Source organism: Leuconostoc lactis (genome assembly GCF_007954625.1).
In the GTDB taxonomy this organism is placed as follows: Bacteria; Bacillota; Bacilli; order Lactobacillales; family Lactobacillaceae; genus Leuconostoc; species Leuconostoc lactis_A.
The window spans coordinates 452501-473844 of sequence record NZ_CP042420.1; the positions used below are offsets into that span (position 1 = coordinate 452501).

General features: G+C 44.5%; 16 protein-coding genes, 1 tRNA gene and 1 rRNA gene. All 18 read right to left on the reverse strand.

What is annotated here, in order from left to right; all coding sequences use genetic code 11:
• Positions 1 to 8: 8 nt before the first annotated feature.
• The 18 genes from FGL80_RS02325 to FGL80_RS02410 all read right to left on the reverse strand — a co-directional run bounded on the left by FGL80_RS02325 (position 9) and on the right by FGL80_RS02410 (position 21327).
• Positions 9 to 1558, reverse strand: a 16S ribosomal RNA gene (locus FGL80_RS02325).
• A gap of 601 nt (positions 1559 to 2159) precedes the next feature.
• Positions 2160 to 3572 carry a cysteine--tRNA ligase gene (cysS, locus tag FGL80_RS02330; RefSeq protein ID WP_055307342.1) on the reverse strand — a complete coding sequence of 471 codons (1413 nt, stop codon included), beginning with the start codon at positions 3570 to 3572 and terminating at the stop codon, positions 2160 to 2162.
• Positions 3573 to 3694: 122 nt separating this feature from the next.
• Positions 3695 to 4912: a phosphoglycerate kinase gene (locus FGL80_RS02335; protein WP_010001539.1), complete on the reverse strand. Its 1218-nt coding sequence runs from the start codon at positions 4910 to 4912 to the stop codon at positions 3695 to 3697.
• A gap of 80 nt (positions 4913 to 4992) precedes the next feature.
• On the reverse strand, positions 4993 to 5826 hold the full coding sequence (locus FGL80_RS02340; protein ID WP_055307341.1) for a hypothetical protein: 834 nt from the start codon (positions 5824 to 5826) through the stop codon (positions 4993 to 4995).
• The gene (locus FGL80_RS02345) at positions 5823 to 7268 is read right to left on the reverse strand and encodes a glycosyltransferase (RefSeq protein ID WP_055307340.1); all 1446 of its coding nucleotides are present in this window, start codon (positions 7266 to 7268) and stop codon (positions 5823 to 5825) included. Before FGL80_RS02345 ends, FGL80_RS02340 begins: the two co-directional genes overlap by 4 nt.
• Positions 7269 to 7393: 125 nt before the next feature.
• Complete coding sequence (locus FGL80_RS02350) at positions 7394 to 8074, reverse strand: DUF4811 domain-containing protein (RefSeq protein WP_055307339.1); 681 nt, start codon at positions 8072 to 8074, stop codon at positions 7394 to 7396.
• A gap of 1 nt (position 8075) precedes the next feature.
• A complete protein-coding gene (locus FGL80_RS02355; RefSeq protein WP_055307338.1) occupies positions 8076 to 9578 on the reverse strand; it encodes an MDR family MFS transporter in 1503 nt (500 codons plus the stop codon).
• Between the two features lie 127 nt (positions 9579 to 9705).
• Positions 9706 to 10380 carry a type I pantothenate kinase gene (locus tag FGL80_RS02360; RefSeq protein WP_055307337.1) on the reverse strand — a complete coding sequence of 225 codons (675 nt, stop codon included), beginning with the start codon at positions 10378 to 10380 and terminating at the stop codon, positions 9706 to 9708.
• Complete coding sequence (gene helD / locus FGL80_RS02365) at positions 10377 to 12743, reverse strand: RNA polymerase recycling motor HelD (protein ID WP_055307336.1); 2367 nt, start codon at positions 12741 to 12743, stop codon at positions 10377 to 10379. The genes FGL80_RS02360 and helD overlap by 4 nt, the downstream gene beginning before the upstream one ends.
• A gap of 135 nt (positions 12744 to 12878) precedes the next feature.
• Positions 12879 to 12950, reverse strand: a tRNA-Glu gene (locus FGL80_RS02370).
• A 124-nt stretch (positions 12951 to 13074) separates the two neighbouring features.
• Positions 13075 to 14322 (reverse strand): NADH-dependent flavin oxidoreductase, encoded by a 1248-nt coding sequence (locus FGL80_RS02375; RefSeq protein WP_055307335.1) that lies wholly within the window; start codon positions 14320 to 14322, stop codon positions 13075 to 13077.
• A 25-nt stretch (positions 14323 to 14347) separates the two neighbouring features.
• On the reverse strand, positions 14348 to 15262 hold the full coding sequence (locus FGL80_RS02380; protein WP_055307334.1) for a transcriptional regulator: 915 nt from the start codon (positions 15260 to 15262) through the stop codon (positions 14348 to 14350).
• Between the two features lie 148 nt (positions 15263 to 15410).
• Entirely contained in the window at positions 15411 to 16037 is a 627-nt protein-coding gene (locus tag FGL80_RS02385) for a LysM peptidoglycan-binding domain-containing protein (RefSeq protein ID WP_055307333.1), read from the reverse strand.
• A gap of 150 nt (positions 16038 to 16187) precedes the next feature.
• Positions 16188 to 17696: a bifunctional metallophosphatase/5'-nucleotidase gene (locus FGL80_RS02390; protein WP_055307332.1), complete on the reverse strand. Its 1509-nt coding sequence runs from the start codon at positions 17694 to 17696 to the stop codon at positions 16188 to 16190.
• 42 nt (positions 17697 to 17738) lie between these two features.
• On the reverse strand, positions 17739 to 18548 hold the full coding sequence (gene phnE / locus FGL80_RS02395; protein WP_055307331.1) for a phosphonate ABC transporter, permease protein PhnE: 810 nt from the start codon (positions 18546 to 18548) through the stop codon (positions 17739 to 17741).
• An 11-nt stretch (positions 18549 to 18559) separates the two neighbouring features.
• Positions 18560 to 19381 carry a phosphonate ABC transporter, permease protein PhnE gene (phnE, locus tag FGL80_RS02400; RefSeq protein WP_055307330.1) on the reverse strand — a complete coding sequence of 274 codons (822 nt, stop codon included), beginning with the start codon at positions 19379 to 19381 and terminating at the stop codon, positions 18560 to 18562.
• Positions 19381 to 20127 (reverse strand): phosphonate ABC transporter ATP-binding protein, encoded by a 747-nt coding sequence (gene phnC / locus FGL80_RS02405; protein WP_055307329.1) that lies wholly within the window; start codon positions 20125 to 20127, stop codon positions 19381 to 19383. Before phnC ends, phnE (FGL80_RS02400) begins: the two co-directional genes overlap by 1 nt.
• Before the next feature lie 153 nt (positions 20128 to 20280).
• Positions 20281 to 21327 (reverse strand): phosphate/phosphite/phosphonate ABC transporter substrate-binding protein, encoded by a 1047-nt coding sequence (locus tag FGL80_RS02410; RefSeq protein WP_055307328.1) that lies wholly within the window; start codon positions 21325 to 21327, stop codon positions 20281 to 20283.
• Positions 21328 to 21344: the final 17 nt, after the last annotated feature.

Sequence of the window (21344 nt, forward strand, 5' to 3'; positions counted from 1 at the left end):
ATCCTTAGAAAGGAGGTGATCCAGCCGCAGGTTCTCCTACGGCTACCTTGTTACGACTTCACCCTAGTCATCTGTCCTGCCTTAGACGGCTCCCTCCATAAGGTTAGGCCACCGGCTTTGGGCATTACAAACTCCCATGGTGTGACGGGCGGTGTGTACAAGACCCGGGAACGTATTCACCGCGGCGTGCTGATCCGCGATTACTAGCGATTCCGACTTCGTGCAGTCGAGTTGCAGACTGCAGTCCGAACTGAGACGTACTTTAAGAGATTAGCTCACCCTCGCGGGTTGGCAACTCGTTGTATACGCCATTGTAGCACGTGTGTAGCCCAGGTCATAAGGGGCATGATGATCTGACGTCGTCCCCGCCTTCCTCCGGTTTGTCACCGGCAGTCTCGCTAGAGTGCCCAACTGAATGCTGGCAACTAACAATAAGGGTTGCGCTCGTTGCGGGACTTAACCCAACATCTCACGACACGAGCTGACGACGACCATGCACCACCTGTCACTTTGTCTCCGAAGAGAACACTTCTATCTCTAAAAGCTTCAAAGGATGTCAAGACCTGGTAAGGTTCTTCGCGTTGCTTCGAATTAAACCACATGCTCCACCGCTTGTGCGGGTCCCCGTCAATTCCTTTGAGTTTCAACCTTGCGGTCGTACTCCCCAGGCGGAATACTTAATGCGTTAGCTTCGGCACTAAGAGGCGGAAACCTCCTAACACCTAGTATTCATCGTTTACGGTGTGGACTACCAGGGTATCTAATCCTGTTTGCTACCCACACTTTCGAGCCTCAACGTCAGTTGTTGTCCAGTAAGCCGCCTTCGCCACTGGTGTTCTTCCATATATCTACGCATTCCACCGCTACACATGGAGTTCCACTTACCTCTACAACACTCAAGTTAACCAGTTTCCAATGCCATTCCGGAGTTGAGCTCCGGGCTTTCACATCAGACTTAATCAACCGTCTGCGCTCGCTTTACGCCCAATAAATCCGGATAACGCTCGGGACATACGTATTACCGCGGCTGCTGGCACGTATTTAGCCGTCCCTTTCTGGTATGGTACCGTCGAACTAAAATCATTCCCTATTCTAGCATTTCTTCCCATACAACAGTGCTTTACGACCCTAAAGCCTTCATCACACACGCGGCGTTGCTCCATCAGGCTTTCGCCCATTGTGGAAGATTCCCTACTGCAGCCTCCCGTAGGAGTTTGGGCCGTGTCTCAGTCCCAATGTGGCCGATCAGTCTCTCAACTCGGCTATGCATCATTGTCTTGGTAGGCCTTTACCCCACCAACTAACTAATGCACCGCGGACCCATCTCTAGGTGACGCCGTAGCGCCTTTCAACTTTGTATCATGCGATACTAAGTTTTATTCGGTATTAGCATCTGTTTCCAAATGTTATCCCCAGCCTTGAGGCAGGTTATCCACGTGTTACTCACCCGTTCGCCACTCGCTTGAAAGGTGCAAGCACCTTTCGCTGCGCGTTCGACTTGCATGTATTAGGCACGCCGCCAGCGTTCATCCTGAGCCAGGATCAAACTCTCAATTTAAATGAATTAAATTCATCGTTTGAAGATGTACTCTTCGATTAAACTGACTAATTGCTATATCTCTATAACGACTATCCGTTTATTGTTTGTTACGAATTGACTTCGCAAATTTGTTTCAGTTATTACTGCTAATAACTAGTAACAGATTCGTTTGTTCAAAGTTTTGTTCAGTTTTCAATGTGCTACTTGTTGTCGCTGAGACAACTATATTATCTTATCACGTGGTTGATTACTTGTCAACACCTTTTTTCAAAATGTTTTTTCGTAATCGCCCCCGCTGCGCTTTCGCACCGCTAAGACAACTTTATTATTCTACTACGTTGCGTTTCGCTTGTCAACTACTTCTTTCGAAATTTCTTTCAGAAATCTCTCACTGTAACCGCTTGCTTGTCCGCCGCCGTTAGAACATATACTAATATACCGCCTTTATCCCCCTGCGTCAACCCCTTTTTTACTCCTTTTTTACACGTTCGTTTTATACCTTTGTTGGCTTTTTTATCACTTTATTTGTTCGTTTTTTATTCAATATATACTGATAACACCATCTATAAGTTTGTCTTTGTATAAGCAATGAATAATAAAAAAACCGCCGAAGCGGTTTTTACTTGGCGCGATGCCATCGCTGCCCTTGTGGTGTATCTTCTATGATAATACCTAATGTCTTGAGTTGATCGCGTAGTTCATCTGATGTTTGATAATCTTGCGATGTCCGCGCAATGGCACGGGCATCAATTAGACGACGTTGTTCAACCGTCAGATCTGACGCTCCTGATAAACCATCAATTCCCAAAACACCCATCAACGTCTCAATTGTCGTTAACAGTGTTTTAACCGTATTATCGTAAACAGTTGTTGCTTCTGCATACGTATTTGCTAGTGTAATCAACTCAAAAATTGCAGCCACGGCATTTGGCACATTAAAATCATCGTCCATTGCTAACTCAAAGGCTTCAACCTGCTGTTGGATGGTTGTTTCGAGCGCTGTGTCTTGACCAGGGACAGCATCTGCTAAGCGGAATTGTAAATTGCGATATCCTGTCCGGATCCGTTCTAACGCAGCGCGTGCCTGTGCCAATGTGTCCGGCGCATAGTTAATTGGCCGACGATAATGTGTTGTGGCAAGTAAATAGCGAATTGCCATCGGGTCATCGTAATCCGTCAACATGTCATGTAGGGTGGTAAAGTTACCTAATGACTTAGACATCTTTTCATTATCAACATTCACAAAGCCGTTATGTAACCAATAATTCACAAATTTTTGGCCCGTCCGTGCCTCTGATTGGGCAATTTCATTTGTATGGTGTGGAAACGCCAGATCAATGCCCCCACCATGAACATCAATTGTTTTACCCAAATATTTTTGTGACATGACCGAGCACTCAATGTGCCAACCTGGCCGACCATTGCCCCAAGGCGATGCCCAAGAAATTTCATCGGTATCACGGCTAGCCTTCCAAACCGCAAAGTCAATTGGATCTTCCTTACGGATTTGTTCTTCATCATCTAAACGGCCGGCGGCATTGGCTGTCATTTCTGTTAAGTCTTGATGGGCCAAAATACCATAACCCTTAAACTGCTTGGCACGGAAATAAACATCCCCCGCCGATTCATACGCATACCCTTTATCAATCAAATCTTGTACAAAAGTGATGATATCTGGAATCACTTCAGTTGCGCGCGACCGAATCGTTGCAGGCTTAATGTTAAGTGGCAACGTATCGGCATGAAAAGCATCAGCATATTTGTTGGCAATCGTCATTTCATCGACGCCTTCTTCGCGGGCGCGTTTGATAATTTTATCGTCCACGTCGGTAAAATTCGATACATATTTAACAGTGTAACCGCGATATTCAAAGTAGCGACGAATCACATCAAAGGCAATCGCTGATCGCGCATTGCCAATATGGATGTAGTTATACACTGTCGGTCCGCAGACATACATACTCACTTTACCCGGTGTTAGCGGTTTGAAAACTTCTTTTTCTCGAGACAATGTATTATAAACCTGAATCATACGACACTCCTAAATCTTAGTTGACTTCGTTAGTCCTATTATACATGACATCGTCAAAATTATCCGAAGCCGAACCTGACCAAAACCAAATAAAAAAAACAGCCGTTTGGCTGTTTTAAAGTTTACTTTTCTGTAATTGCGGCAATTCCTGGTAATTCCTTACCTTCAAGGTATTCCAATGAAGCACCACCACCAGTTGAGATGTGTGACAATTGGTCAGCAACACCTAATTGTTGTACGGCTGCAGTTGAATCACCACCACCAACAATTGTTGTACCACCGTTTTCAGTGACCTTCACTAATTCTTCAGCAATAGCCAAAGTTCCCTTAGCAAAGTTAGGCATTTCAAAGACACCCATTGGACCGTTCCAAACAACTGTCTTAGCACCATCTAATGTGTCTTGGAACAACTTCACTGACTTTGGTCCAATGTCTAGTCCCATGTAACCATCAGGGATACCAGCTGCTGCATCAACAACTTCTGTCTTGGCATCATTTGAGAAAGCATCAGCGGCAACTGAATCAACTGGCAAAACAAGCTTGTCGCCAGCTTCTGCCATCAATTCCTTAGCCAATTCAACCTTATCTGCTTCAAACAATGAGTTTCCAATCTTGTAACCCTTTGCAGCATCAAAAGTATAGGCCATCCCACCGCCAACAATTACCTTGTCGGCCTTTTCAAGCAATGACTTGACGATTTCAATCTTATCTGAAACCTTGGCACCACCAATAATGGCAACAAACGGACGCACTGGGTTTGCCACAGCGTCACCCAAGAACTTGATTTCCTTTTCCATCAAGAAGCCAGCAGCTGCTTGTGACACATTTGCTGAAATACCAACGTTTGAGGCGTGGGCACGGTGTGCTGTACCAAAGGCATCGTTGACGAAGATATCATCACCCAATGATGCCCAGTACTTACCAAGTTCATCATTGTTCTTTGATTCATGCTTCACTTCTTGGCCGTCCGCAACGTCTTCAAAACGTGTGTTTTCAACCATCAAAACTTCGCCATCCTTCAAATCTGCAACAGCAGCTTCAAGTTCAGCACCGCGTGTTTGTGGGACAAACTTCACTTCTTGACCCAACAATTCACCCAAACGCTTAGCAACTGGTGCCAATGACAAGTCCTTCTTATCGTCTTCAGACTTGATACGACCCAAGTGTGAGAACAAGATCGCACGTCCACCATGCTCAAGTACGTACTTGATTGTTGGCAACGCTGCCACAATACGGTTATCGTTTCCGATAACGCCTGCCTTGATTGGCACGTTGAAGTCAACGCGCATCAATACTTTCTTACCTGAAAGTTCCAAATCTGAAACAGTCAATTTAGCCATGATAGCCTCCAAAATTTTATTCTTACATACCTATTATAGAACAAAATCCCAACGTTGTGTTGGGATATGTGAAAAGGTATTCAAATTGTGACGACTTGGACTTTTTGCAACGGTAATCCTAGGACTTGCAAGGCTTGGTAGTCCTGTTCTGACACCCGTATCGTGGTCACTGAATGGGTGTCATCACGTAAAATATCTGCTAATTGTGCCCGTAAACGCCCTTTGGCATCTAGTACCCCATCTACCAATGTTAATGTTGTCTGTTTTGGGACAAACGCCAATGTGCGATCTAACTGCGTCACATTAAATTGTGCCTGTGGCCAGCGCTGACAAACAGCAGTTAAATAACTGGCGGCAGAATCATACTTTTGATCATACGCATATACAAAATTACGGTGGCCCTCAAAGTAAAAATCACGTACTTGGACATTTTGTTTGCCAAAATAAAAATCGGATTGTTGCAACTCACCCGCACTAAAATATTGTTTAGCAAATAACGCCCCATTACGCTGATAGATTTCTTTATAGTCTACTTTACCCGCTAAATCTAGCCAAATCACCGCTTGGACAAAACGTTGCGCATCATTGAACCAACGCACCCGCGCACGATCATAACCACGACTCACAATATGTTTGGTCCAATCACTATAAATCAAAAATTGCGCATCAGCTGGTACTGGAAAATCTGTCCACCAAATACCCGTCGTGTCATCAATAGCCGTTAAATACCGTTGCGCATACATATCATAAACTTGCTCTGGCAACAGTCCTAATTTTTTCACAAGATGAACCGCGTCTTCATGCGGTGTTGCCAACCACAAAACGTCACTTTGTCCCGTACGTACACGTTCAATTTGCCAAGCAACACCTGGTGCATCACTGTAAGTTAAGGCATTAATCATTTCAATCATCATATCAAAGCCTCCAATAAACGCCCCCACTGCATGGCAATATCAGCATTGAGAAATGCACTTGATCGTCGGCTAGCACCACGCGATAACGCATCGTAGTTATCAAAAATGCGGCGCATTGCCGTGGCCAAATGTGTGATATTCTGTGCTTCAGCAGTTGCCTGTGGCTCAAATGCCGCTAAATAGCCGTTCTCGCCGTCACGCACTAAAGCTTGTGCCCCATAGCGATTCGCATAAGTTGCAATTGGCAATCCTAAACTCATCGCTTCCATGTAAGCCAGACCAAAACCTTCAGAATAGGAAGCCGAGACAAACGCATCATACTGTTGCATGTCCACTAACATATCCTGACTCAGCCCTTTTAGCGTCACGACGTCTGCTAACTGATGTGTTTGGATTAATTGTGCTAAGGGCGCATATTCTTGTCCCACACCATAAATCGCTAATGTGAGGGACATCCCCGCATCACGCAATTGTTTGGCGGCCATAATCACCTGCGTTAAATTTTTTTCGACGTGCAGACGTGCCGCGGTGACAAATTTGGCCGTAGGCCCCTGCCAGTGACGCGTTGGCGCAATGGCCGATACCCCGCCAACTGGTATCGCCACAACTTTATGGGCAACATCCGATACGCCTAGCGCTTGTAATTGCGATAGGATATCCTCCCGTTGCTGATGGGTTGATACAATCATGACATCGACAAAAGCTAAATGATCGAATACATATTGATAATAAGTATTCCAAAGCGGGTGTCCGTTAACAAAACCAACAAAATGCGCCGCATGAATGACCACCCCAAGCTGTAATGGTGACCCAGCCTGCTTTAAACTGATCAATGCTGCTTCGTGCGAGACACCACGATCAACAAAATAAACATTTTGGGTAAAATAACGCTGCAGTTCTGCAAAGAAAAAGGTTATCAACTCTTCCTGCGTTGTGAATAAGTAGTGTTGACCGCGAAAGTTATCGACATGGATATTGACAGGGCGTTTACCATTTTCGCCATCATATTGATAATGCCAAGCCACCCGATGTTGCTGATTTTCAAGAATCACGCGATCATCAACCACAACATATTCACCATCGCGTGTTCGGTGCTTTCGGCGTTGGATCGTTTCGGTATACCGACCGGTGGCTTGTCTAAACAGTAATCGTTGTGTTTGCTCAGTGTCCCAAAGTGATTCTTCATAATAGACTTGTGGGTCGCGCGTCCCCTGTTGTAGATAATCATCTGGGTCATCACTTAACAAATAGTCATAAAGCCCAATGACTTCATGTTCAGCCAGTTGCCATTCCGACATATGTTGATGTAACTGTGGTAAATGGTCAGTAAACACCAACTTAAACGGCAAACCTTGTTCGCGAAAACGGGCCGCACGATAAAACTGGGCATGTTCGACACCACTATTACTATGGCCAATGCCTTGATTGACAAAAAAATACATGCGTAAATTCACCCTCCTGTCGCTGATTGTGACCCGTACCATATCGGTACACTAGCCCATTATTTTCATTATCATAGCATAAAAGCGACAACCTCTAAAGTCGAAGTTGTCGCTTTTATTTGTGCTTATTGTGTAATTTGCAACACTTGTTTAATCTGATCAACTTGTGCGCGGGCGGCCCGATCTGGGTCTATCTTTGCCAAAGCGGCTAATTCCGCTTGCTTAGCCGCAGCACCAGCTTGTTCTTCTGGTGTCTTAGGTGCCATCTTGGCAGCCAACGACTTCGCCTGATCAGGCGTCATCGCAATCCAAGTTGCCGGCACTTGATAAATCACATGCTTGTGCTTCAACTGATGATTATTTCCTGCCCAACCAAACAAGAACTTGTAAGTGTTGTTACGGTAAACATAACGCGTTGCTTGCACAATTTTGTAGGCTTTATGACCATCAACAGCAACACGCTGAGAGGTCGTCTGTAGATCCGGTTTAGCCAGTGTTGTTTTCTTGGCGTCCGGTGACGCCTTGTAAATATAAACATTTTCTTTACCCGCAGTCCCAACACTTTGATACAAAAGTACCCCAAATTGTTGTTGCGGTGAACCCGCTGAATAAATTTCAGTTTTAGTCGTTGTCACAACTGTTTTCATCCCAAAATGGCTATGCATGTTGGCAACAATCGCAACGACACTCAACGCCAAACCGATAAACATGACGGTTACCGTCACATAACGTGTCACAGTTGACTTAATCGTCATATTTGCCCAAAAGGCTAGAACGGCAAATACTGCCAGAATAATAATAATCATCTTATGCTGCCTCCTTTGCCGGTGTATTGACCTTACCACTGTGTAGGAAGAAAGCGATTAAGATGGCAACAATCGCAAATCCTGCAGCCAGGAAGAATGAGGCGTGGAAACCAGTTAACGTGGCGTCCAAGGCTTTCTTACCAAATAACAATGGATCTGCGCCCTTCATAGTTGATGCTGGCATGTGATTTTGTGTGACCGATTGCATCACTGAAGCTAACACAGCCGTTCCCAAAGAAGAAGCCACTTGACGCATGGTATTGTTTGCCGCTGTCCCTTGGGCAGCTGTTTGTGGTGACAAGGCACCCATCGCCGACGCCGTTAATGGCATCATGGTCATGGCAATACCAAACATACGCAATGTATAGAGTGCGGTGATGTAAAGTGTTGGGGTATCAGCAGTTAAATAAATCAATGGTACTGTCCCAATAATCAGGATCGTAAAGCCGGTAATCGCTAAACGCTTGGCGCCATGTTTATCGTAAAATGCCCCAGCAATTGGTGACACAATCCCCATCATCAAGGCACCTGGTAACAAGATCAAACCAGAGTGAAGTGGCGTTAAGCCACGGATGTTTTGCATGTAAATTGGCAAAACCATTTCCACACCAATCATGGCCATCATGGCAAGTGATACCAAGATTGTTGTAATCGTGAACTGCTTTGATTTAAAGACGGACATATCCAAAAACGGCTTGTCCATTTTTGATTGATGCCAGATAAATTCGATCACGGTCAAAAAGCCAATGACTAATGGCACAATAACTTGCGCACTGCCCCAACCATTTGAGGCAACCATCGCAAAGCCATACAAAACCAACCCAAAACCAAAGGTTGATTCAATTAATGAGCGCACGTTCAACGTCACCTTTTGCGTTGGTAAGACATCATGGAAAATGAAGCATGACGCAATCATAACCACAATGACCACTGGGAGTACCACACCAAAGATAGAACGCCAAGAACTCACTAATGTGACGCCCAATAACGTATGATCCTCTTCAAGAATCCAACCAGATAACGTTGGTCCGATGGCTGGTGCCATACCGATAACTAAGCCACCAAGTCCCATGGCTTTACCACGTGATTCTGCATCAAATAATGATAGCGACACCACCTGCATTAAAGGCATCAAGATGCCGACTGCCATGGCTTGCAAGACACGGGCTACCATCAACAACCAAAAAGCATTGGTTGGCGTCACAAAAGCCACCAAGGTCCCGATAGTAAATAGCCCCAAAGACGAAAGGTACAAAGCCTTCGTTGGCACGCGTGTTGTCAAGTAAGCTGAAACAGGCACCATAATACCGTTCGCCATCAAGAAAATAGTTGTTAACCATTGGACGGTTGAGGCATTCACGTTAAAAGCGGTCATTAACGCAGGTAACGCAGTCCCTAACGCTGTTTGCATCAGCATAACTGAGAACACGCCGACAAGCAAGACCATCATCATCGCCATACGATTGACGGGTTTGCCATGCACGTCGAGAATTTTTTCACTCATATATAACTCCTTTTTTTGATCATCATCACATTAATTAGCGTTTTCTAAACAAATGATCCATTTGATCATGTAGAATATCTTACCGCTAACTAAAAAAATTGTCAACAAAGTTGACAATTAATTACAATCATTTTATTGTTATACGGCGAATCTGATGTTCCGAATCCAGACTGACAATGGCATCCGCATGCTGTTGTGTGGGTAAAATATAGCAATCCAGATTGACTTGATTCGTTTCATCCCAGGTCGTCATCGCTAATGCTGATAATTCAGCAACCGGCATTTGGGCAAATTGATACCGCCATGATGTCGGATCGTCTTGCGCTTGCGCCGTCATGGCCAATGTTCGTGACAAATACCAAGATTTAATATCTGCTAATGACGCATCTAAATAAATTTTAAAATCAAGTGCTGCCAATTGCAGGGCAACAACACCTTCAATAATTAAAATATCCGGACGCTGAATCGTTTGCTGGGCTTGGGCATCAATATCTGCAATATCTTGGCGATAAAGCGGTATTGTGACTGTCGATTGACCAGCTTTAAAGGCCGCAATCATCTGTGCCATTTTGTCCAATCCATACGTTTGTGGGAAGCCCTTTTGATCAAATAACCCCTGCGCCATGAGCGTCGCGTTAGACATCAAAAAATCATCCGTGCTGACAACAGCGACGTTAACGGCTAATGCCTCAGCCAAATTGGCCGCAAACGTGCTTTTCCCAACCGCCACCGATCCGGTAATTCCCACTGTCATGAAGTCACCCTGATAGCGTTGTTGAATCGCTTGTACTAACGTGTTCATGCCTTAACCTCATAGAGATCTGTCGGCACGTCATCTAACAAAACAGATGCTTGTTCTTGCGCCAGCATCGTCAACTCGTGCATCGCACGGCTCGCTACCGTATATAACAAACGGCGTTCTGAATCATCCCCATAACGGGTATTATCTGCATGCCAAATCACGACTGAATCAAATTCTAACCCTTTAGCCAAGTAAGATGGCACAATGATCGCCCCTTGTGCGAGTCGCTGATTTTCAGATTGGATCAATGTGACCGAGTGATCCCCTAACTGACGAGCCAAGTTTTGGGCATCTTCCAGTGTTTTGGTGATAATGGCCGTCGATGTTTTCTGTTCAGCATCTGTTGCTAACCGCTGACGGAGTTGTGCCAGCATCGCATCCTCATCAGGTAACACGTACAATTCCGGCTTATTTCCTGCACGGTTAAAGGCATCAATATCTTCACCACCTCGCAAAATGTGCTTGGTAAAGTCGGTGATTTGCTGAGTTGACCGATACGTTTGGGTCAATTTAACCGTTTCAACGCGATCTGAATCAAATAAGGTCGCAAAGTCTTGTTGCAACGTCGTGGCATTATCTTTGGTAAAGATGGCTTGGTTCAAATCACCTAACACCGTGAATTTTGCGCGCGGGAAGCTAAACTTCAAAAAGGCCAGTTGGAAAGGCGTGTAATCTTGGATTTCATCAATAAATAAGAAGCGAATATCACGTTCACCATTTTTTCCGGTAATCAGATCATAAAGATATAGGTAAATGGTCGTGTCGATTAATGATAATTGCTTATTTTTTAGCGCCCCAATCACGCTTTCAACATGGGCGGTCCAATCTGCCATGGACACACCAAATTTTGACAAATCAATATACTCATGGGCATGACGCAAGAAATCAACAAACTGCGCATTAATATTCAAAAAGCTGCCCCGTCGAATTTGACGTGCTAATGGCTTTAAAGCACGCGTTACAATTTGTCGTGACAAGAATTGTCGTTCTGCTTTTTCACTCGCAAACTCGCGCTCTTTAGGGCCTTCACCCAGCTGTGCTAACCGTGTTTTAGCAGCCGCATCTTGCTCTTGATCATCGCCCATCCGGACACGGCCGGCACCAACTAATTCATCATATTCTTGCTTAGAAAGATTTTCAATTTCAAGTTCAACCCAGTCTTTGCGCATTTCCGTGCCAATTCGTGCACTTAACATCCGCATGAGACTGTCACGTGTTGCTTCCAACCGTTGGCCCAACTTATAGTTGTCGTTATATTGATAATAAATTTCGGCAATGCGTTCTTTAGTTACCAATGGTTCACCTCGGAACATAATATTGCGAATACGCATATCTGCGCGGTTCAAATGTTCAGCATACGCGGTAACCGCGTCAAACATCGCCAAACTCCCCTTCGCTAAGTTAATTGCAGCGGAGGTGTGATCATATTCAAAGCGTTCTTGCAGGGTTTCCACCGCAATCTTTGGTAAACGGCGTGATGCATACTGATAAAATGTCATCTGGACCATATTTTGTTCACCAAGTTCTGGCAAAACATTATCAATATAGTCATTAAATAATTGGTTTGGACTAAATAACACCACTTGCCCAGACGTCAACTTACCGCGGTAGCGGTACAACAAATAGGCAACACGCTGCAGGACAGCCGCCGTCTTCCCCGAACCAGCAGCACCTTGTACAAATAACAAGTCTGCAGCCGTGTTACGAATAATTTTATTCTGTTCTTTTTGAATAGTTGTGACGATGGACTTCATTTTGGTTGATGATTCACCCGACAAGGCGTTCATCAACATCGCATCCCCAATCGCTTCCTCCGTGTCAAAGAGTGTGACAATCACACCATCTTCAATCTGGAATTGCCGTTTCAAAGTCACGTTGGCTTGTTGGGTACCATCTGGTGTCAGATAAGACACGTCACCAATGCCGCCATCATAGTAAATAGAAGCCACTGGCGCACGCCAATCATATACTAAAAACTTATGGTCTTCATCACTAAATGACCCAAGACCAATATAAATCGTTTCGGCTTCGCCAGAATCACTTGCTGACTCGCTAAAATCAATCCGCGCAAAGTACGGCCGCTCAATTTGCTTCGTCAACGTGGCAAAGCGTTGTTCTGCTCGTGTCTTAGAATTTTCTCGTTCAGAAAGCATTTGTTGCTGTTGCCGAATTGAGGCGGCTGTCTCGACAATCCCAGAATAAGTGTCCGTCTTGAGGCGAACATCCCCCCAACTCTGGGCAACATTATTAATGTTTTTATTTGTTCGTTTAATTTCAGCCTCAGTTGTGTGCAATGCTTTGTTCATTGCTGTTAGCGTTTTGTTCAAGTATTTTGTTTCATCAGTTTTAATTTCGTTGGCCAAAATCCGTCTCGCTCTCTTCAAATTCAGTGCTTTAATTATACGCTTTATCCAGCCAGAACACAAAAAAGCACCAACCAATAATTGGTCAGTGCTTTTGGATACATAAAAAGCCGCAACCGAAGTTGCGACTTGATATAGCTCGTGAGAGAATCGAACTCTCGATTCCGCCGTGAAAGGGCAGCGTCTTAGCCACTTGACCAACGAGCCATGGTCAGTGATGTTTGATCTGTATCAAACAACTATATTAGTATAGCAAGAAATCAAAACGCCGTCAACACTTTTTATCAAAAAATGTCATCAATTTTTACAATTTATTTGCCTTCACATTGGTTTACTCAAATTGTGACGCTTTTGGTTTCATCGTTAAGAGTTGAGTTGGCTCAACTGGCCGTGGCGCGTTCGCAACGTTGTGCTTATAGTATTGCCATGGCACTTTGGGATCAAACTCTGGATCAGTTGTAATAGGCAAACCATTTCTAAAGCGTGTCAATAACCACTTTTCTAGTGGCTTTGGCACCCCTAACAACCCAAAATCAGCTGGTGAAACCGCATACCGAATAGCTTGTATGTCATGTTGTGCCACCTTTTGTACCCAGTTTGGTTCCACAATCAATTCACGTCCTAAGGCCGCAAACGTCACCCCTTCATCCATCAAACGTTCAACTTGTTCTGGTTGCTTCAATAGACCAGCCACCATAATCGGGAAGTCTGCTGGTAATGCCTGCTTATAATGTGAAATAATCATGGCCGTGTCTGTTTTATCTCTGAAAGGTGTTTGAAAAGCATCTTTCAATGATAAATGTAAATAGTCCACCGGCACTGCTGCAATTTTTTTGGCAAATGCTAACGAATCCGCTAGCGTAATCCCTGGTGTCATCGGTTCTTCCGGCGATTGGCGGTAACCTAACAAAAACGGCCGATCAGCATATTTATCAATGGTTTGCGCTACTTTGGCCGTCACAGCTAAGCCAAAACGCTCACGTTTTTCTAACGAGCCACCCCAAATATCATCCCGCCGGTTACTATCTGGTGAAAAAAACTGTTGCATCAAATATAAGTTCGCCCCATGCAACTCGACGCCATCAAATCCTGCTAAGATGGCACGTCGTGTGGCCTGTGCAAAATCATCAATCGTTTGCACAATTTCATCATGCGTTAATGCCCGTGGTGTTTCGTGATCACCTTTTGGATAAGGCTGTGCTGAAGCCGAAACAGGGGTTTTGCCACGTAAAATCGCACTTGTCGATTGGCGACCAGCAGAAAAAATTTGTAAAATGGCTTTCGCACCACCAGATTGAATCGCACTTGCTAATCGGCGCAAACCAGGAATATTATCATCATGCGCCGCTGAAAGGCCGCCCTCCCAACCGCGGCCTAATTCGTTCACATAAGCCACTTCGGTCACAATCATCCCCGGCCCTTGTGCACGTAATTGATAAAAATGCAATTCATTATCTGATACACTACCATCTTCTAGTGACGAGCGTAATGTCGTTGGCGCCATCACCACGCGGTTACGCACCGTCATCGCTTTATTTTTAAAGGTATAGTTGTCTAAAAAATCATAATTTATTTGCATAAGTCTATTATACAAGAAAAAGCAATTATCGTACGGCGTTGGTGACGAGAATTGCTTTTTCGAAATGGTCAAAATCATGGTACAGTAACTTTTCATAACTGAGCCATTGGTCTGCTGGTTGGATAAAATAAACTAGCTCAATTAATTTACTGTACAACATTTTGGCTGTGGCGGTCTGATCTTGTAAAATGGCTTGAATCACAGCGACAATTTTTTTAATGAATTGCGCATGCCAAGCTAATGCATCAGTTGGGACGGTCGCAATTTGTGTCACAAGCTGCATACTTGTGGTCATATCTTGCTGTTGCAGGGTTGCCATCAACATTTTGTATTGCATTTCAACTAAAAAATTTGTCAAATAAGGCGCTACGTCCTGACTATCTGCCAATCGCTGCATCAGGGCTGCTTGGGCTTTAGGAAAATTCATTTGTAGTTGGTCATAAGTTAAATGTGGCATCACCACTAAAAAAAGCGCGAGTTCAGTTGCTGTCCGGTACGTTGAGGCACACAAAATACCGGTTATCAGTGGCAACAACGGCTGAATTTGTGCTCGTTCTTCATCATAATCAACGGTTTGCTGTACTTGACGCAACACCTGCACCAATGGTGCATAATCATGCACTTGCGTCGCAACTTGTGCGGCTATTTGTAATTGTTCTGATTGTGACAAACCTTGCTGTACCGGCTTTTTGCCCATTTTTTGGCAAGTCTCTTCTTGTAAGACACGTGCATACATCAAAAAATCAGTCAAATTAACGTGTAAGACATTGAGGATAGATAACAACCGCGTCATCCCCAAATCACCCGCGCCGTTAAGATAAGCATAAAAACGACTACGTGAAATATTGGCTTCCGTCAAAATACGCTTAACCGGCACCCGTTTTTCATGCACAAAAAACTTTAATGCCTGATTATAGTATTGGCTCTCTAACATTGTCATCGTTCCCCTCCCCAAAGGCCCTCTTGCGTTGATACAAGTATACCGACTGGCTAAAAAGGTGTCAAACAAGTCCAGCCAAAATGGCAACAAAAAAAGATCACCGCAGTGATCTTTTAAAGTATAAAGTCGGGCGTATTCACGCTAAATTTTAATACCAACCAGTTGCTTGTGAGTGTGCCCAAGCGTTTTCGGCTGTACCATAACGTGCTGCAATATAAGCCTTCATGGCATTCAATTGGTCGTTATAGTCGGCTGAGTTACCACCGTAAACGGCACGTGCTTGTGCTGACAATTGACCGATACCATAGTATTGACCGTTACGTGCATGCACGTTACCACCAGATTCGCGCGCAATCAAAGCATTCAAAGCAGCTGAAGATGATACTTGTGGTGCAGCTTGGCGAACAGGCGCTGCAGCGGGTGCTTGTTGTACCGGCGCTTGTTTTACTGGTGCGGCAACAGGTGCTGCAGGTGCTTGTGCCACTGGTGTTTGTGCTGGTGCAGCGGTTGCTTGTGACGCAGCTGCTTCAGCAAAAGTTAAGTGTTGACCAACAAAGATCAAGTTCACATCAGTGATGTTGTTCTTAGCAGCGATGTCTTCAACTGTTGTGTTGTATTCACTTGACAACTTGTTCAATGTGTCGCCAGCCTTAACAACATAGTCTGTTGGACGGTTTTGTGAATCTGTTGTGTCGGCGCTAGCATGTGATGCACCGAAAGCAAATGCGCTGGCTACACCAGCAGCAACTGTTAATGTCTTTTTAAAACTAAGCATGAAATATATACCTCTTATTGGATTGATTTAAGTTTTTCTTACGATATGTTACGTAGAGTATTCTATGCTTTAAATATAATAAGCAAACATCGGGATGATGTCAGTTATATTACGCACTGTTATTTACTAAACTTTAACAATCCAATTTGTTCAATATTTCAGGTTGAAGGCGAGTTTTGGGGCAGTTGGGAGCTGTTGATGCGTTTTAAAATAGGCCGTGAGCAATTCTTGTACGGACCGATCATCACTAAAAACAGTCGGTGCTTGTTGATAAGCCGCATAATTGCCACCACCAACAGCACGATAACTATTCATAGCAATAGTTATCGTGTCATCATCTTGCACTGCTTGTCCGTTAAACCGCATTGCCGTCACCCGTTGCCCAACTGGTTGCGTGATATCAAACGTGTACTGCAACCCATACACCAAATCATAGTTATAGTGTTCAACTTTAGGCTGAAGCCAAGCTGGATTAATCGCCAGCTGGCCGTTTTCTTCTAATATAAAGTAGTCTGCAGTGTGTTCTAAACTAGCCCGCAACGCGCGACCCGTGATCTGCTTAGTGACTAAGGTGTTATCAAAGGGATAGTTTTGCAAAATTTGTCGTAACGTGACATTGACCGGTAAACTCACCGGATTATTGTTTAAACTCACCAGCGTCACATCAGCTTGAGAGGCTGCGAGTTGTACGGCAGCAATCCACTGCAAAATAGGATGACCAAATTGCGCTAATTGCAAGGGTGCTGCCGGTGGTACTGGCGTATTTAATGTCGCAATCGGTTGGTCCAGCCACGCCTCAACTTGTTGTTGTAACGGCGCGAGGGCTGTGACGATGTCCGGACGTGCGCTGTCACCAACTGGTTTCGTTTCAGCAGTAAAATACCATTGATCCTGATGCTTTTGACCTGTTATCACTGCAAATTTTTTCGCTTGGTTGGGTAGTTGTAGCGTTAACACCCCATTGATCACTTGCGGTTGCACGTCGCCATGCTGGTGTGCGGTTAGTAAGATGTCTAAATCAAGCGCTTGCGTTAATGCCCACGCCATATTTTCTGTCGTGTCACTCAGTAACTGACCAGTGGTCAAATCGCGTTCATAACCCCCATGATAAAGCCCAATCACCACATCAGCATGTGCTCGTAAATAAGCAACGGTTTGTTGTGCCTGGTGCAATGGTGCGGTAATTTTAATGCCGTTTAAATGGTCTGGTTGCTCCCAAATATTGATGTAATCGGTGACTAAGCCCATTAACCCAATCCGTGTCCCATCCCCTAGCGTCTTAATTTGTGCGGGGTACAAGGTGTGGCCGTTCAAATCCGTCACATTTTCGGCAATCACCGTTGCATCCAAGCGCGCCAAATGTTGCTGGAGGGCATCATAGCCAAAATTAAAATCATGATTTCCTAGGGTCACATAATCGTAACCCGCCAGATTCATGGCCGTCGCCACGGCATCTTGTGTCGGATGTTGTTGTAAATATTGCAACATTGGTGAGCCTTGAAACATATCGCCACCATCAATAATAAGCGTTTGCGCATCTTTTTGAAAATGGGCGGCTGCATTGGCTAATCCTAACGGCTGCGTACCAACTTGTATGTAGTCTGTTGGGAGTAAATAGCCATGGACGTCAGATGTATAATACAACTTAAATTGTTTCATTGTCTCCTCCTAAAAAAAGACGACCTTGGTCGCCTAGTTGTCCTAGCCCCGTAAAATCTTTTGTCGTAATTTATCCGACAAAATTTCCACGACAAAGACCAAAATGAAGAGTCCGATTAAAATAGCGCCTACTTGATGCCAATGATAAGCACTCAGTGCAAAAATCATTGGCGCTCCAATACCACCAGCACCGACAAGCCCTAAAATAGTCGCTTCCCGTAAATTCATATCAAATCGGTACACTAAAATTGAAATAAAATCTGGTCCCAGTTGTGGTAAAACGCCGTAGCGAATTTTCTGGAAAAAAGTTGACCCAAACGCATCCAATGATTCCAAAATACCGGGATCCAAATCCTCAATTGTTTCAATAAATAACTTCGAAATCATTCCAATTGAAACCACCGCCAGCGTCATCACGCCAGCAAACGGCCCAGGACCCGTGACCCGAATAAACATCAAACCATAAACTAATGACGGAATTGTCCGAATGGCCATAATGATAAAACGGGTCACAATTACAACCGGTCGCGGCACAATATTAGTCGCTGATACAAATGATAGCGGCACAGCAATCACTGCCCCAACCAAAGTCCCAAGAAATGCAATGGCGATTGTTTGTAAAATCAAGTAGGCAACACCACTGTCACCTAAGCCAAACAGCAATTGTGTATCCGGTGTAACAAGCCCCATTAAAATACTTTGGCCAATGTCAAAACCTTTAGCGGTCATGTCTGCACCCTTTAGTGCCGGCGACGATAACCCAACTAAAACAAGCAATACCAGCGCAATCAGGGCATATTGACGGCCACGGCGTGGTGCTTGATTGAGAACTGACGTTAATTTTTGATTCATCTGCTCTCCCCTTAACTCAAATAGCGACGTAATTGTTGACTAACCATCTCAATCACGATCACAGCGACAAAGATTGATAGCAAAATCATGCCCACACTTTGAAATTCTCGCCAGCCAATTTTTTCGTTCAAAATCATCCCAATACCACCAGCGCCAACATAGCCTAAAATAGCGGCGTAACGCACATTACCTTCAAACGCAAATAACGACGTTGATAAATAAGTCGGTAGAATTTGTGGCAAGATGGTGGTTACAAACGCCCGCGGTGCGCTGGCGCCAGTAGCGATTAACGCTTCATAAGCCCCCATATTCACCGTTTCAATATATTCAAATAATTGCTTCCCAACAAACGAGAAACTAAAAAGGAAAATAGCCACGGTACCGGCAAAGGTGCCCAATCCGAAAATATAAGTCGCAATCAAGGCTGCCACCAATGTTGGAATCGTTCGCACAACGGTCAAAATAAAGCGCACCACTAAGTTGACTAGTCGATGATTCATGACGTTATGCGCAGCTAAAATGGCAAATGGCAAAGCCAGCGCCGCCCCAAAAAACGAACCAAAAAATGACATTTGAATCGTGACCAACAACGGTTGCCACACTTGTGAAAAATAGGCCAAATTGGGTGGCCACATGCTCGCCAGAATTTGCCAAAAACCGACAAAATTAGTCACTAAAGTGACTAAACTAAACCCAGTTACCCATACCGAGAGACTAATACCAATCAACAATAAAACGATAATGAGTGGCAATCGCGTAAATTTTTGTGAAACCACTTTACCGTTAGCTAACTGATAGCTTTCGGCTTCAAATAATTTATCATACCAGCCCATTACTGTCCCTCATCTTTACTGTAGATTAAGTCCAGGGTGGCTTGATTGATGCCGCTAGCTGGGCCATCGTAAACAATTTGCCCCGCACGAATACCGATAATGCGCTGCGTATACTCTAGGGCTAAGTCAACGTGATGAATGTTAATCAGAACCGTTTGGCCTAATTCTTGGTTGATCCGCTTAAAGTCATCCATGACTTCGTGCGCCGTTACCGGATCTAACGCTGCCACAGGTTCATCAGCCAGTAATACGCTTGGGTTTTGCGTTAAAGTCCGTGCTAATGACACCCGTTGCTGTTGACCACCAGACAATTGGTCTGTCCGCACGAATGCTTTATCTAACATTGACATCCGATCCAACGCTTCTAGCGCACGAATTTTTTCTGTCTTGGAAAATACCCCAAACAAAACGCGCCAAAATGGCATATCTGGCACCAGCGAGCTCATCACGTTTTTGATGACCGAGATACGTGGCACGAGGTTATACGATTGGAAAATCATCCCGACTTTACGCCGGTATTGTCGCAAGGCTTGTCCTTTCAAAGTCGAAATTTCAATCCCATCGACAGTGAGTTGGCCTTCAGTAATATTATTCAAGCGATTAATCGTCCGAATCAGCGTTGATTTTCCTGCACCTGACATCCCAATAATGCCAATAAACTCACCGTCTTGAATTTCTAAATTAATATCTTGTAGCCCCTTGACCCCATTGGGATAGGTTTTTGAGACATGTTCAAATTTGATCATTTTTGCCGTCCTCATTTTCTGTGCCGTGCGCCAGTCTTGCCGTTCTAACGCAAGAAAAGCGGCGCAAAATTGCGCTGCTTTTCTATCATAGCCACTCACTGTTCTAACACTTTGACTATGACGCTGTTATCAGCGCCATCTCATCCTGTGTGTTTACTTTTGAGTTGATTTCAGCAACTTTTGAGCAGCGCGTTCGCCATCATAGTTTGATGACTTCGCTGGCACATAACCTTCATGTGAGTAGATGGCAATCACTTTTTTACCTTCTGGTGTCTGAGCTAAATCAATGAAAGCTTGTGACAAAGCTTTTTGAAATGCCGGTGTCATAATCTTAGACTTCTTTGAAACTGAGATTGTATCGTTGTAAATGTTCTGTGATACACCGATAACGTTTGTCTCGGCCCAGATTGATTTTGGTTGTTGGTAATCTGTTGTCCACATCTTCGCAAAATCACTACGAGCATCGGCATAAGCTGGCAAAATATCAATCTGACCAGCAGCCAAACGTGCCATGCCTGAGCCGTATGAATCAACTGTCACGGTGTTTTTCAAATCAGCAACCGTTTTACCATAGCGCTTATCCAACCATAGTGATGGATAAATGTAACCGGCTGATGACGTTGTTGATGACAAGCCCCACTTGGCTGAATTCAAATCATCCCAGGTCAACTTTTCACCAGCATTGACTTTTTTGGCCAATTCTTGTCCCTTAGCTGATGGCCCAGCAATCAAAATTGACCGGTACGTTGACACCTGCTTATCTGTCTTCTCAGTTGGCTTGCCATCATTCCACTTGGCTGCATCAGCAGAATCCTTGTTCAGACCAGCGCGTGTTGCTGTCAGCAACGCTTGCGCACCATCTTGGTACATGACATAAGTGCCACCAGGAATGAACCCGACATCAGCCGTTCCCGAAGTCAAGGCTTCTCCAGCTGCTTCGTAACTTGTCCCAACTTTGATATCAACGTTTTTAACGTCATAGCCTTCTTTTTTCAATTGCGCAATGAGCAAACCTTTTAACGGCTTGGTCATGGTAATGATTTGATCTGGTTGCTTTGACGGCACAAAGTAAACCTTGAGGTCCTGAATCGTCTTTTCTGACGTTGGCTTTGACCCTGTATGTGTGAAACCAAAATAGGCTGCAATTGCAATTATCACAACAACAGCGATCCCTGCGAGTGTTTTCGCATTCTTACTCATGGTATTTCTCTCCTTAT